This is a genomic window from Janthinobacterium sp. CG3, from assembly GCF_000344615.1.
In the GTDB taxonomy this organism is placed as follows: Bacteria; Pseudomonadota; Gammaproteobacteria; order Burkholderiales; family Burkholderiaceae_D; genus Janthinobacterium.
The window spans coordinates 895932-909502 of record NZ_KB467824.1; the positions used below are offsets into that span (position 1 = coordinate 895932).

Consider the following 13571-nt stretch of genomic DNA (forward strand, 5'->3'; position numbering starts at 1 on the left):
GCCGTTGGTTTTTTTACGCGGCATCGATTGCGCGGCTCCTTGATTTTTTTGCGCCGCGTAAGGGGCGGGTAAGCCAGCGGCGTTACGCTGGTTTCAACCTCACGGGGCCACATAAAAATCAAGGAGACAAGTATGCAGGACGATATGGTGCAAAAAATCAAGGCCGATCCGAATTACCGCAAGCTGGTGTCGGCGCGGTCCACTTTCGGCTGGACGCTGACGTGGGCGATGATGGCGGTGTACTACGGTTTTATCCTGCTGATCGCCTTCAACAAGGAATTGTTGAGCGCAAAAACAGGCGCCGGCGTGATGACCTGGGGCATGCCGATCGGCTTGTTCGTGATCGTTTTCACGGTCGTCGTCACCGGCGTCTACGTGCGTCGCGCCAACGGCGCCTACGACGAGCTGACCGCCGCCATCCGCCTGCGGGCCGCGGCATGAAGCATCTGAACACCCCACTCGTCGCGCTGGCCTTGTCCTGCGCGGCCGGCGCCGCCGTCGCGGCCGGCGCCGACCTCGGCCAGGCCGAGAAGCAGGCCACCAACTGGACCGCCATCCTGATGTTCGGCGCCTTCGTCGTGTTCACCCTATTCGTCACCAAATGGGCCGCCGGCAAGACCAAGTCGGCCTCCGACTTCTATACCGCCGGCGGTGGCATCACCGGTTTCCAGAACGGCCTGGCGATCGCCGGCGACTATATGTCGGCGGCGTCCTTCCTGGGTATTTCCGCCGCCGTTTTCCTAAACGGCTACGACGGCCTGATCTACGCGATCGGCTTCCTGGTCGGCTGGCCGGTGATCACTTTTCTGATGGCCGAACGCCTGCGCAACCTGGGCCGCTTCACCTTCGCCGACGTCGCCGCCTACCGCTTCAAACAGGCGCCGATCCGCATCTTCTCGGCCTCCGGTACGCTGGTGGTGGTGGCGTTTTACCTGATCGCCCAGATGGTCGGCGCCGGCCAGTTGATCAAGCTGCTGTTTGGCCTGGAATACTGGATCGCGGTGGTGTTGGTGGGTTCGCTGATGATGGTCTACGTGCTGTTCGGCGGTATGACCGCCACCACCTGGGTGCAAATCATCAAAGCCGTGATGCTGTTGGCCGGCGCCTCTTTCATGGCCTTCGTGGTGCTGTCGCAGTTCAATTTCAGTCCCGAGGCGCTGTTCGCCAAGTCGGTCGAGATCCACGCCAAGGGCGAGGCCATCATGGGGCCGGGGACCTTCATCAAGGACCCGGTTTCGGCGATTTCCTTCGGCATGGCGCTGATGTTCGGCACCGCCGGCCTGCCGCACATCCTGATGCGCTTCTTCACCGTCCCGAGCGCGAAAGAGGCGCGTAAGTCGGTGTTCTGGGCCACCACCTGGATCGCCTATTTCTACATACTGACCTTCATCATCGGCTTCGGCGCCATCGTCCTGGTGAGCACCAATCCCGAGTTCAAGGACGCCGCCGGCAAACTGCTGGGCGGTAACAACATGGCGGCGATCCACCTGGCCAAGGCGGTTGGCGGCGACGTCTTCCTCGGCTTCATTTCGGCGGTGGCGTTCGCGACGATCCTGGCGGTGGTGGCGGGCTTGACGCTGTCCGGCGCCTCGGCCGTGTCGCACGACTTGTACGCGACCGTCTTCAAGAAGGGCAAGGCCACCAGCGCCAACGAATTGCGGGTCTCGCGCCTGACCACCATCGCGCTGGGCGTCATCGCCGTCGCCTTGGGCATCCTGTTCGAGAAGCAGAACATCGCCTTCATGGTCTCGCTGGCCTTCGCCATCGCCGCCTCGGCCAACTTCCCGGTACTGTTCATGTCGGTATTGTGGAAGGACTGCACCACCCGCGGCGCCACCATCGGCGGCTTCCTGGGGCTGGGCACGGCGGTCGCTCTGACGGTGGTGTCGAAATCGGTGTGGGTCGACGTGTTCGGCAACGCCGAGGCCTTGTTCCCGTACGCCTCGCCGGCGCTGTTTTCGATGAGCGCCGGCTTCGTCGGCATCTGGCTGTTCTCGATCCTCGACAAGAGTCCGCGCGCGCGCCTGGACCGGGCCGGCTACGAGGCGCAGGAAATGCGCTCGGAAACCGGGATCGGCGCGGCCACCGCCGCCGCGCATTAAACCTTCGCCGCGCTGGGAGAGCGCGGCAAACGGCGCGATCGGACAGCCCCTGGCCGCCAGCCCGGGGCGTTTTTTTGGTGCGCCCAGCATGGGACCACTCCTCGTGTGAAGGAAACGTGGGTCGTCAATCATGAGCCGAAGAGCACGAATCGCACAGAAGGCGCTGCCGATCGGGGCGAGCGGGCCAGAGACCTACGGAAATCCTTCACTTGGCGGCGTTGCCCAGCATTTGCTCGAACGAGGCCAGGCTGACCGGCTCGCTAAAGTAGTTTCCCTGCATTTCGTCGCAATTGTTGGCTTTCAAGAAATTTAGCTGGCTGCTCGTTTCAACGCCTTCGGCAATGACGTCGATGCTCATGTTGTGGCCGATGCCGATCATGGTTTTCGCCATCACGCCGTCGAGGCCGTGCTCGGTGATACTGGCGATGAACGATTTCGGTATCTTCAGGTGGTTGATGGTCAGCTTCTGCAGGTTGCTCAGGCTCGACACGCCGGCGCCGAAGTCGTCGATGGTCAGCTTGATGCCCATCTTTCTGATTTCCTCGAACACTTCCTTGGCCAGTTGCGGATTGCGCAGCAAATAGGCTTCCTTGATTTCCAGTTCGAACATGCCCGGCGGCAGGTGCGAGTCGTGCAGCTTCTTGCCGATCAGGGTGGCGAAGTTTTTCTGGCTCAGCTCGCGGAACGACACGTTCATCGACAGCACCAGTTGCTGGTAGCCCAGCGCGTTCAGGCGCTGCAGGATCGTGCAAATGGAGTCGAACACCCATTCGCCGAGCGGAACGATGAGGCCGTTTTCCTCCGCCTCGGTCAGGAAGGCCTCCGGCAGCAGGACGCCCTGTTCCGGGTGGCGCCAGCGCAGCAGCGCCTCGGCGCCGAGGATCGCGCCGGTTTTTAGGCAGATGCGCGGCTGCAATACCAGGAACATCTCGTCCCTGTCGATGGCGATGCGCATGCTCGCCTCCAGCTTGTTCTTGGCCTCGCTGGTGAGCTTCATCTCGGCCGAAAAAAAATGCACGTCATTGCGCCCGGCCGCCTTGGCGTGGTACATCGCCACGTCGGCCGCCTGGATCAGCTCCAGCACGGTGGAACCGTCGTGCGGGAAGATGCTCACGCCCATGCTGGTGCCGATCTCGATTTGCTTGCCGCACACCAGCGCGGCCTTGGCCATGTCGTGGCGCAGCCGTTCGATCATGCGCAGCGTGAAGCGCAGCGACGGCTGGTTGTCGAGCACCAGCACGAACTCGTCGCCGCCCAGGCGCGCCACCGTGTCGGTGTCGCGCACCGACGACTGCAGGCGCCGCGCCACCACCCGCAGCACCTCGTCGCCGGCGTCGTGGCCGAGGGTGTCGTTGATGTCCTTGAAGTTGTCCAGGTCGACCAGCACCGTCGCCACCAGGGTCTTGTTGCGCTGCGCCAGGTGCAGGGCCTTGTCGAGCCGGTCCCACAGCAGGCTGCGGGTGGCCAGGCCGGTTAGCAGGTCGTGGTTCAGCGCGTGCTCCAGGTGCGAGGTGCGGTGTATATTGGCGGTGACGTCGTTGACGACGCCGATGAAATGGGTGGCCCTGCCTTGCTCGTCGAGTACCGGCGTGATGGTCAGGTCGTTCCAGAACAGCTCGCCGTCCTTGCGCTGGTTGCGGAAGATCACATGGCTTTCCTCGCGCGCGGCGACGGCCAGGCGCAGCGTGTTGCGTTCGGCCTCGTCCAGGCCGGGCGCGGTCATGAAGCGCGGGTCGCGCCCGATCACCTCGGCGGCGGCGTAGCCGGTGATGCGCTCGAACGCCAGGTTGACGTACTCGATCGGATTGTCGCGCCCGGCGCAGCGCGTGATGACGATGCCGTTGCCGCTGGCGTGCAGCGCGCGCTCGCGCAGGCGCAACTGTTCCTGCTGCCGGCGCAGTTCGGAAATGTCCAGGCCCATGCCGCACAGGTAGTGGCGCTCGCCGACCTTGAAGCGCGAGCCGGAGAACAGATACGGCCGGCTGCTGCCGTCCCTGGCCACCAGGCTGGCCTCGACCGCCTCGTCGCCGTCGTGCTCGAAGACGGCCTGGAGCTTTTCGGCGACGGCGCCGCGGTCGGCGTCGCTGAACAGCTTGAGCACGTCGAAGGTCAGCAGCTCCTCGGCGCTGCGCTGGCTGGCCTGCTCGACGCGCTTGTTCCACATGACGAGGCGGCCGCTCTGGTTGACCACATGGAAGGTGCCGGCCAGGAAATCGACCATCTCCTTGAGCGGGGTGCGGCCGATCAGGTCGTGTTCCGACTCCTCGCCGCAGGGCGCGGCCGGCGTGACGATGACGCAGAAACTGTGGAACTTGCCGCCCTTGCCGGACTGCGGCGCCAGCGTCAGGTTGAACGGGCAGCGCTGGCCGTCGGCGACGACGATGCTCGTTTCCACGCTCTTGCTGTGGCTGCGCGCCGCCGCCAGATAGCCGCCGCAGGCGCGCGGGTCGACGTCGGGCAGGATACTGGCCAGCGGCCGCAGCAAAATGTCGGCGTCGGTATAGCCCAGCAGGCGTTGGCAGGCGCTGTTCCAGCTGGTGATGCGGCCGGCCGCGTTGAGCGAAAAGGCAACGGATGGAAAATCTCTTGGGCTGATCATGTGTTCCTCACGGGGCTGCACGACGGTCGACGCGACGTAGGTGCGCCAACGGTAGACCGCCGATGCGGCGCAGACGTTCCCCCTGGCGCCGGGCAGTGTCGCTATTGCTGAGCCAAATCATCCATTGACGCCGCGCCACCGTGGTGGAACCTGCGGCGCGCGGGCTGGTCCAATATTTATTCGTCGCCGGGCAATTGCCGGGTGGAATCACAGGAGCGTCGCTATGTATGAACAGTTTCAACGCAGTGGTCCGCTGATGGACTTGAACAGTTATCCTGCATGGGCGCAGGACATGGTGCTGGCCACGGCGCCGGCGAAGAACAAGGTGGTGGCGCACGAGTTGTTCGCGCGGATGCGCGAGGCCAGCCTGCCGGCCCAGGCCACCTATAATTTCCTGGTCGGCGGCTGGCCGGTCATCGAGCAGTTCCCGCAGTACATGGCGGTCAACCTGTGCAAGATCCAGTATGGCCGCTCGGCCGGGGAAAACATGGCGCGCCGCTACCTGATGCGCAATATACGGGTCGAGCAAAACCACGCCGACCACTGGGTCGAGTGGGCCAAGGCCTGCGGCATCAGCATGCGCGACCTGTTCGACAGCCAGGCGCCGGTGGAAAGCCAGGCGCTGAACCACTGGTGCTGGCACAGCTGCGAGCGCGCTTCGCTGGCGACCAGCATGGCGGTCACCAACCTGGCCATCGAGGGCGCGACCGGCGAGTGGGCCAACCTGATCTGCTCGTCCGACGCCTATGAAAATTCGTTCGCGCCGGAACTGCGGCGGCCGGCCACGCGCTGGCTGCGGCTGCACGCCCAGTACGACGACACCCACCCGTGGGAGGCGCTGGAGATCATTTGCTCGCTGATCGGCAGGCGGGCCGAGCCGAAATACGTCGACATTCTGGTGCAGGGCCTGTCCAACAGCTACCAGTACATGGCGCTGTCGCTGGACCGCTCGATGGCGCCGAGCGGCTGAGCCGGGCGCGCAGGGGTGGCCCGGCGCCGGAACCAACGAAAGCGCGGCCGCGTCTAAAAACTGTAGTTCGGCGCCGGCCCGCGCCAGCGCGCCGGCAATCCATAGTGTGTTACCAAGGGGGTTGTATGAAACCTAGATTGCTACTTTCATCCGTCGTGGCGTTGCTGCTGTCGAGCGCCGGCGCCGGCGCGGCCCAGGCGGCCGTGCGTACCGATTTGCTCGGGGAGCCGGCGCCGCTGTCGGCCGCCACCCGCACCGTCCGGGTCGGCCAGGACACCCGCTGGGTCAACGTGACCGGCGGCGAGGTCGTCCGATTCGTCTCCGGCGATCGCGAGTTCGCCTGGAATTTCGACGGCATCGACGTGGCCGGCGCGATCGACCTCAACCAAATCGCGCCGCGCGGGGCGCTGACGCACTCGGTGAAAGCCTACGTGGCGCCAAATCCCCTATATGCGGATTGACGGCGGCGGCAACATCGCCGGGTACGGCGGCACGCCGCCGGTGTGGATAAATCACATCAGTGGAGGCGAACGGATGACGTTACACTAGGAAAGACTCAGTGACGCCTTTCCGCCCAGCGCCGGGGTTGGCCGATGTCGGCAGGGCGAGCACCAAAGAGTGGCAGGCGCGGGGCAGGCTTGGCGCCTGCCGTCCGTCAATGGTGCGCGCAGCCGCGCGCCACGCGCGTTTCCCGCGACGCCGGGGGCGGGCGGGTGCTGGCGCGAATCATGCTTGTGAACCACGTATCAACGTTGATCGTTAACTCAAGGAGCCTGCCGTGATGAAACTGCACTTGGCCACACCCCCCGCCGCGCCGGACGGTGCCGCGCCCGTCCCGTCGCCGGTCGATGAAATGCTGCCGCCGGGAAAACTGCTGACCCTCGGCCTGCAGCACGTGCTGGTGATGTACGCCGGCGCCATCGCCGTGCCGCTGATCGTCGGGCGCGCGCTCAAACTGGCGCCGGAGCAAGTGGCCGCGCTGATCAGCGCCGACCTGTTCTGCTGCGGCCTGGTCACGCTGATCCAGTCGCTCGGCCTGGGCAAGCTGTTCGGCATCCGCCTGCCGGTGATGATGGGGGTGACGTTCGCCTCGGTCAGCCCGATGCTGGCAATGGCCGGCAACCCGGAACTGGGCCTGAGTGGCATCTTCGGCGCGGTGATCGGCGCCGGCGTCGTTTCGATGCTGATCGCCCCCTTGATTGGCCGCATCCTCGGCCTGTTTCCGCCGGTGGTGACGGGCACCATCATCACCGTCATCGGCGTGTCGCTGATGCGCGTTGGCGTCAACTGGGCGATGGGCGGCCCGCCGGCCATGGCCAAAATCGTCGATCCGGCCCACCTCGCCATGGTGGCGGCGGCCAACGCGGCCGGCACGCCCGTGCCGGCCGGCGCGGCGCCGATGGTGGCGAACCCGGCCTACGGCGCGCTCGACCACCTGGGCATCGCGCTGTTCGTGCTGGCGGTGATCCTGCTGGTGGCCAAATATGGCCGCGGCTTCCTGTCCAACATCTCTGTGCTGGTGGGCATCGCCGCCGGCACCGCGCTGGCCTTCGCGCTGGGCAAGGTCGACTTTGCCAAGGTGGCGGGCGCCAAAACCTTCGCCATCGTCACGCCGTTCCAGTTCGGCTGGCCGACTTTTGATCTGGTCGCGGTTCTTACCATGAGCCTGGTGATGGTGGTGGTCATGATCGAATCGCTCGGCATGTTCCTCGCGCTCGGCGAGATGACCGGCAAGCCGGTGGGACGCGACGACATTAGCCGCGGCCTGCGCGCCGACGGCCTGGGCACGCTGCTCGGCGGCGTCTTCAACACCTTCCCCTATACCTCGTTCTCGCAAAACGTCGGCCTGGTCGGCGTCACCGGCGTGCGCAGCCGCTGGGTCTGCGTGGCCGCCGGGGCGATCCTGGTGGTGATGGGCGTGCTGCCGAAAATTGCCCAAACGGCTGAGGCGATCCCCTCGTTCGTGCTGGGCGGCGCCGGGCTGGTGATGTTCGGCATGGTTGCCGCGACCGGCATCCGCATCCTGGCCGGCGTCGACTATCAAGGCAAGCGCAACAACCTGTTCATCGTCGCGCTGTCGATCGGCTTCGGCATGGTGCCGCTGGTTGCCGAAAACTATGCCCAGCACATGCCAAAGGTGCTGTCGCCGCTGCTGCACAGCGGTATCCTGCTGGCCGCGCTCGCCGCCGTCCTGCTCAACCTGTACTTCAACGGCGCCGGCTCGGCGGGCGACGCCAAGGCCGCCGCGGCGGCCAACAGCCATGGCAGCGAGTAGGGCGCCGCAAGCCCGCGGCGCACGCTTAAGGGGCTGAGCTTCTCGCCTTGGCGCCGCTGCTATAAGCGTTCGAGTCGCAGCTTCTCTTTCCGGTCTGTAGCACCGACCGGCAGGCCGATTGCTATGGTAGCGTTCCCGCAACCTGTGCTAGAATCTTGCCTCGTTGCCCGGGTGGTGAAACTGGTAGACACCCGAGACTTAAAATCTCGTGTCCGTAAGGGCGTACCGGTTCGATTCCGGTCCCGGGCACCAACGAACATTTGGACGAAGTCCAGTAAAGAGTAAAGCCCGCCTTTTCCAGTTCTCACGGGGAAGGCGGGTTTTTTTACGCCTATACGCTTGGCTTATGCCAGATCAAAACAGGTTAAATCACCCTATCGGTTGGCAAAAATTGGCAAGGGGTTTGGCAAAAATGGCGGCACCAGTAAAAGACGGCAAGGTATGTCGGCATCGCGTGATGGTTTTCGGCACCAGGTATTCAGGGGCATTCGACACGAAGGCCCAGGCACTGGCGCGGCGTATTCCGCCAAGTAGCGCCACGGCGCTCGGCACCAGCAAGGCGCTAAGTATGTACAAGGGGTTGTCCATGCTGCCGGTGGCGACCTTGATTTGGCCGATTACCCACGGCGCGACAATGTCGCTGGTAATGCCGACACTGCTGATCATGGCAATCCCCGCAGCGCACGCCGATGGCGGCAACTGCGCGCTTGGAATGGCCCAGAAAATCGGCAGCGCCGAGAAGATCGGCGCGGTGGCCAGCGACAGTAGCGCCAACGCCGCGGATTGTGCACAGCGCAATGTAGGGACCGTGCTGCGCCTGGTGGTCGGAATGGCGAGCAATCTCAGCTGGTGCTCATAGTTGTTATCGACCCGACTCATAATCCGATGCGGTACGCGGTCGGAGTGCATTAGTCGAAACCAAGGGCGTCACACTGGGGGGCAGACCCCGAGGGTCGGACCGCGTCGCCGGCATCCCGCTTGGCAAACGCAAGTCATGTTAGATATGACGACTACACGGTGCCATTGAAATGCTTGGTGAAGCCCATCCAGCACTGGTAGTAGTCGGGCTGCAGTTGCGGCGAGGCCAAGGCGTGGGCGGTCGGGCAGATCACGTCGCGCGTCTCGAACATGAAGGCCATGGTCGCATCCACCTTGTGCGGCACGCTGGTGTCGCTCGCGCTGGCCTTGTCGAAGGTCGGCGCGTCCGGTCCATGCCCGCTCATGCAGTTGTGCAGGCTGGCGCCGCCCGGGCGGAATCCGCTGGACTTGGCGTCGTACTCGCCTTCGATCAAGCCCATGAATTCGCTGGCGACGTTGCGGTGGAACCAGGGCGGACGGAAGGTGTGTTCGGCGGCCAGCCAGCGCGGCGGGAAGATGACGAAGTCCAGCGTGTCCACGCCCGGCGTGTCCGACGGCGCCTGCAGCACCAGGAAGATGGACGGGTCCGGATGGTCGTAGCTGATCGAGCCGATGGTGTTGAAGTGGCGCAAATCGTACTTGTACGGCGCATAGTTGCCATGCCATGCCACCACGTCCAGCGGCGAATGCGCGATGGCGGCCGACCACAGGTTGCCGCCGAACTTGGCGACCAGTTCAAAATCGCCTTCGCGGTCCTCGTAAGAGGCGCGTGGCGTCAGAAAGTCGCGCGGGTTGGCCAGGCCGTTCGAGCCGATCGGGCCCATGTCGGGCAGGCGCAGCAGCGCGCCGTAGTTTTCGCAAATGTAACCGCGCGCCTCGCCATCCGGCAGGCTGACCTGGAAGCGCACGCCGCGCGGCACCACGGCGATTTCCCGCGGCGCCACGTCGAGCACGCCGAGTTCGGTGGCGATGCGTAGCCGCCCCTGTTGCGGCACGATCAGTAGCTCGCCGTCGGCGTTGTAGAAGTAGCGCTTGTCCATTGACTGGTTGGCCGCGTACAGATGGATGGCGCAGCCGCTTTGCTGCGCGTGCGAGCCGTTGCCGGCCATCGTCACCCAGCTGTCGATGAAGTCGACGGGCGCCTGCGGCATGGGCAGCGGGTCCCAGCGCAGCTGGTTTGGCGGCGCGGCGACGTCATCGAAACGGCTGACAATGCGGCCGTTGCCGATCTGGCGGAACGGTTGGTGCATCGCCGCCGGGCGGATGCGGTACAGCCAGCTGCGCCGGTTGTGTGCGCGCGGGGCGGTGAAGGCGGTGCCGGACAGTTGCTCGGCATACAGGCCGTACGGCGCGCGCTGCGGCGAATTCTGATGCGCGGGCAGGGCGCCGGGCAGGGCTTCGGTGGCAAACTCGTTGCCGAAGCCGGACTGGTAGCCGGGGTGTTCGAAAGAAGGGCTCATGCTGTCTCCTGGAGGTCGGTATATGAACAATGTAGTGCAGCGGCGCTATTTTTACGATATAAATACAAAAATTATGACTATTCATAATGTAAATGGAGGTGGCATGCAGCTGCGCGACTTGGATTTGAACTTGCTGGTGGTGTTTCACGAAGTGTTCCGCGAACGCCAGATTTCCGCTGCCGCCAAGCGCCTGCGGTTGACGCAGTCGGCGGTCAGCAACGCGCTGGCGCGGCTGCGCCGCAGTACCGGCGACGAGTTGTTTGTACGTACCACGAGCGGCATGCAGCCCACGCCCTACGCCGAGCGCATGGCCGGACCGGTCGCCGCGGCGCTCGCGCATGTGGAACAGGCGTTCAACCCCGACGAGCCGTTCGAGCCGGCCACCAGCCGGCGCCGTTTCAGCATTGCCATGACCGACGCCGGCGAGATGTATTTCATGCCACTGCTGATCGCCGCCTGCACGGCGGCGGCCCCGCATGTCGATATTGTCTCGGTACGGGCCGGCCTGGTTGACCTGCGGGTCGAGATGGAAGCGGGCCGGGTCGACCTGGCCATTGGCGCCTTCGACGACGCCCCGGCCGTGCTGTACCAGCGCCGCCTGTTTCGCCAGGATTATGTGTGCATGTTCCGTCGTGGCCACCCGCTCGGCGAGGGGGCGCTGACGGTCGAGCGCCTGGGCGCGGCGCGCCATCTGCTGGTCACCTCCATGGAAAGTCCCTACGACGGCATCAATCAGGCACTGGCCGACGCCGGCATTGCGCCCGGCAGCAGCTTCAGCGTGCCGAATTTTGCCGCCGTACCCTATATCGTTGGCAGCACCGACTTGGTGGCGACCGTGCCACAAAAGCTGGCCGAGCGCGCCGCCGCGGCGTTCCAGCTCGAGTATGTGAAATCGCCACTGCGCCTGCCGACGCTGCAGACCAATATGTTCTGGCACCGCCGCTATAACCTGGATGAGGGCGGCCGCTGGCTGCGCGCGCTGGTGGCGGACGGCTTCGCCGGCTGAGGAAGGCCCGACCGCCCTGCAGCCTATGCGTAACTTCATCGGGCTCAAGGAGCGCCTGGAAGCCAGCGAGGACGCCGCGCGCGCCGCTCCGCCTGCCTGAGCTTGATAGCTGTCAACAGCGCTCGCTTGCCCCCAGGGTGTCGTTGCCATCCGTTAGCCAGCGAACAGTCGCCCTTATTGCCGGACCGTACAGTGGATGAATTATTCATTCCATAACAGGTGCGAGATGAAAAATCCGTTTATGAGCGTGTTCCTTAGCGCGGCAAATCGTGCCGCAGGGTCGGCCAGAGCGCAGGCCACCGCGGCGGTGAAGCGGGAAGCGGCGAAGAATGTCCGGCAAATGAGCAGCGCCTGGGCCGAGGCATGGCTGGGGGCTGCCGCCACCCCGCGGAAAAAGAAAAGAACGCCGAAGTAGTCCGGGACCGCGCTATCTAGCACCCGGCTTTTTCAGGGGGCGGCGTCGCCCGTTGTATACAGCACGTCAGATCGGAGCACGTACTTCGTGCCCGAGCTTACTTGTTCACCCTCGTGCCAGGTGTCATGGATGAAGAGCAAGGCCATGCCGGTGGCGGGCCGGACAATGAAATCCCGGAAGTCGGTCGCGCCGCCGGAAAATGTGTCGTTCAGGTAGACAAGCAATGTCAATTTGCTGGCAAGGCCGCCTTCGGACCAGGGGCCGTCCTTGTGCATCTTGAAGCGCTGGCCCGGCTTGTATTTGTAAAAGCGCAGTTGCGCCGGTAGGCCGACTGCCGTGGCGCCGCCATCCAGTACGGGTAGCTCCGTGGCGGCAAGGCGAGTCCAAAGCCGCTCCCGCCATGCGGGCAATTCACAGACGAGCCGCTGGTTGTTGCGCACGTTCGCCATCGGTTTCAGCACCAACTGTGTTCGCACCAATGCCGCCTCGAATCCCCGCGTCTCGGCGAGGGCGATCAATTCCGCGGACTCTGCCTTTGTAATAAAGTCCGGAATGGCGAAAACGCAGTCCGAGTAACGGTGCATGTGCGCTTCCTACAGCGTCTTCCGATATACGATAAACTCCGATCTTTGAGCAATCTTGTCGTACACCTTCACCGCGGATGTGTTGCCAGGGTTGGTTTGCCAGTAGACCCTGCCGCAGCCGGCGGTGTTCGCGCGCGCATGGATTTCCTCAATGAGCTTGCCGGCGATACCTGCATCGAAACACCGGGTCCAGCTTGTCTGCGTTATTTCGGGGGACAGGGCCGTCTCGCCATGGCGTCCATACATCGCGTTATAGCTTAGCCACAATGGCTGCCACGCCGGGAAATCCTCCTTTTCGGCGGAGCGAACCTGGATCGCTCCGGTCACGGCGGTGTTCAAGCTTGGCGTCATGTTTGAATGTGGGTTGCGTGTGGAAAAACAGGCGACATGCTACAGCTGGCGCGCCTCGAAAGTGTTGCACTGCGCGATCTGTCCGCTCTCGATGCCCTTGCTAAACCAGCGCACGCGCTGCGCCGAGGTGCCGTGGGTAAACGAGTCCGGCACCACGTGGCCCTGCGACTGCCGTTGCAAGGCGTCGTCGCCGATGGCGGTGGCGGCGTTGAGCGCGGTTTCGACATCGCCATTTTCAAGGATGCTGCGCGCCTGGTTCGCATGGAAGGCCCACACGCCGGCGAAGCAATCGGCCTGTAACTCCAGCCGCACCGACATCGCATTGGCCTGGCTTTCCGACGAGCGCTGGCGCGCCTGGTCGACCTTGCCGCTGACGCCCATCAGGTTTTGCACGTGGTGGCCGACTTCATGGGCGATGACGTAGGCTTCGGCGAATTCGCCGGTGACTTTGAAACGCTCTTGCATCAGTTTGAAGAAACTCAGGTCGATGTAGACTTTCTGGTCGCCGGGGCAGTAGAACGGCCCGCTGGCGCTTTGACCGGCGCCGCAGGCGGTCGGCGTGCTGCCCGAGAACAGCACCAGCTTGGGTTTGACGTAGTTGCCGCCCTGGGAGCGGAACAGCTCGGTCCAGGTGTCTTCGGTGTCGGCCAGCACGGTCGAGACGAATTTCGCCACGTTGTCGTTGGCCGGCGGCGCGTGCGACGGCGCTTGCTGTCCGGTGCTGACCGAGCCGCCGCCACCGCTGAGCATATTGAGTATGGTGAGCGGGCTGACGCCGAGCACGTACGAGCCGACCAGGGCGATGACGATGGTGCCGATGCCGATGGAGCGCCCGCCGAAGCCGAAGCCACCGCCACCGCCACCGCCACCGCCGCCTTCGCCGCGGCGGTCTTCGACGTTGTCGCTTTCACGATTGCCTTCCCATTTCATATTGTTTACTCCAGCGTGTGT

Annotated in this window: 13 protein-coding genes and 1 tRNA gene; 8 read left to right on the forward strand and 6 right to left on the reverse strand. The window is 64.4% G+C overall.

Going from position 1 to position 13571, the window contains the following annotated elements:
* The first annotated feature begins 132 nt into the window (after positions 1–132).
* Positions 133–441 (forward strand): DUF485 domain-containing protein, encoded by a 309-nt coding sequence (locus JANGC3_RS0103975; protein ID WP_017875191.1) that lies wholly within the window; start codon positions 133–135, stop codon positions 439–441.
* Positions 438–2102, forward strand: coding sequence for a cation acetate symporter (locus tag JANGC3_RS0103980; RefSeq protein WP_017875192.1), 1665 nt, complete (start codon positions 438–440; stop codon positions 2100–2102). The genes JANGC3_RS0103975 and JANGC3_RS0103980 overlap by 4 nt, the downstream gene beginning before the upstream one ends.
* Positions 2103–2307: 205 nt before the next feature.
* Here JANGC3_RS0103980 and JANGC3_RS0103985 read toward each other — a convergent pair whose 3' ends face one another.
* On the reverse strand, positions 2308–4701 hold the full coding sequence (locus tag JANGC3_RS0103985) for a sensor domain-containing protein (protein ID WP_017875193.1): 2394 nt from the start codon (positions 4699–4701) through the stop codon (positions 2308–2310).
* Between the two features lie 223 nt (positions 4702–4924).
* Here JANGC3_RS0103985 and JANGC3_RS28315 point away from each other — a divergent pair, with 223 nt between their 5' ends.
* The 5 genes from JANGC3_RS28315 (at position 4925) to JANGC3_RS34200 (ending at position 8805) form a co-directional block, all read left to right on the forward strand.
* Positions 4925–5671 carry a TenA family transcriptional regulator gene (locus tag JANGC3_RS28315; protein WP_017875194.1) on the forward strand — a complete coding sequence of 249 codons (747 nt, stop codon included), beginning with the start codon at positions 4925–4927 and terminating at the stop codon, positions 5669–5671.
* 125 nt (positions 5672–5796) lie between these two features.
* On the forward strand, positions 5797–6132 hold the full coding sequence (locus tag JANGC3_RS0103995) for a CzcE family metal-binding protein (RefSeq protein WP_026132516.1): 336 nt from the start codon (positions 5797–5799) through the stop codon (positions 6130–6132).
* 320 nt (positions 6133–6452) lie between these two features.
* Positions 6453–7946 (forward strand): nucleobase:cation symporter-2 family protein, encoded by a 1494-nt coding sequence (locus tag JANGC3_RS0104000; RefSeq protein WP_017875196.1) that lies wholly within the window; start codon positions 6453–6455, stop codon positions 7944–7946.
* A 165-nt stretch (positions 7947–8111) separates the two neighbouring features.
* Positions 8112–8198, forward strand: a tRNA-Leu gene (locus tag JANGC3_RS0104005).
* A 94-nt stretch (positions 8199–8292) separates the two neighbouring features.
* The gene (locus JANGC3_RS34200) at positions 8293–8805 is read left to right on the forward strand and encodes a hypothetical protein (RefSeq protein WP_157406438.1); all 513 of its coding nucleotides are present in this window, start codon (positions 8293–8295) and stop codon (positions 8803–8805) included.
* 151 nt (positions 8806–8956) lie between these two features.
* On the opposite strand, the gene hmgA is transcribed toward JANGC3_RS34200, so the two are convergent.
* On the reverse strand, positions 8957–10264 hold the full coding sequence (gene hmgA / locus JANGC3_RS0104015) for a homogentisate 1,2-dioxygenase (protein WP_017875198.1): 1308 nt from the start codon (positions 10262–10264) through the stop codon (positions 8957–8959).
* Positions 10265–10367: 103 nt separating this feature from the next.
* Between hmgA and JANGC3_RS0104020 the strand changes: the two genes are divergently transcribed.
* The gene (locus JANGC3_RS0104020) at positions 10368–11270 is read left to right on the forward strand and encodes a LysR family transcriptional regulator (RefSeq protein ID WP_017875199.1); all 903 of its coding nucleotides are present in this window, start codon (positions 10368–10370) and stop codon (positions 11268–11270) included.
* 201 nt (positions 11271–11471) lie between these two features.
* On the opposite strand, the gene JANGC3_RS0104025 is transcribed toward JANGC3_RS0104020, so the two are convergent.
* Genes JANGC3_RS0104025 through ypfJ form a run of 4 tightly spaced genes read right to left on the reverse strand, consistent with a single transcriptional unit; the run spans position 11472 to position 13550 of the window.
* The gene (locus JANGC3_RS0104025) at positions 11472–11708 is read right to left on the reverse strand and encodes a hypothetical protein (protein ID WP_017875200.1); all 237 of its coding nucleotides are present in this window, start codon (positions 11706–11708) and stop codon (positions 11472–11474) included.
* Between the two features lie 9 nt (positions 11709–11717).
* On the reverse strand, positions 11718–12269 hold the full coding sequence (locus JANGC3_RS0104030; RefSeq protein WP_017875201.1) for a prolyl hydroxylase family protein: 552 nt from the start codon (positions 12267–12269) through the stop codon (positions 11718–11720).
* A 9-nt stretch (positions 12270–12278) separates the two neighbouring features.
* Positions 12279–12608: a hypothetical protein gene (locus JANGC3_RS0104035; RefSeq protein WP_442789069.1), complete on the reverse strand. Its 330-nt coding sequence runs from the start codon at positions 12606–12608 to the stop codon at positions 12279–12281.
* 51 nt (positions 12609–12659) lie between these two features.
* Entirely contained in the window at positions 12660–13550 is an 891-nt protein-coding gene (gene ypfJ, locus JANGC3_RS0104040) for a KPN_02809 family neutral zinc metallopeptidase (RefSeq protein ID WP_017875203.1), read from the reverse strand.
* Positions 13551–13571: the final 21 nt, after the last annotated feature.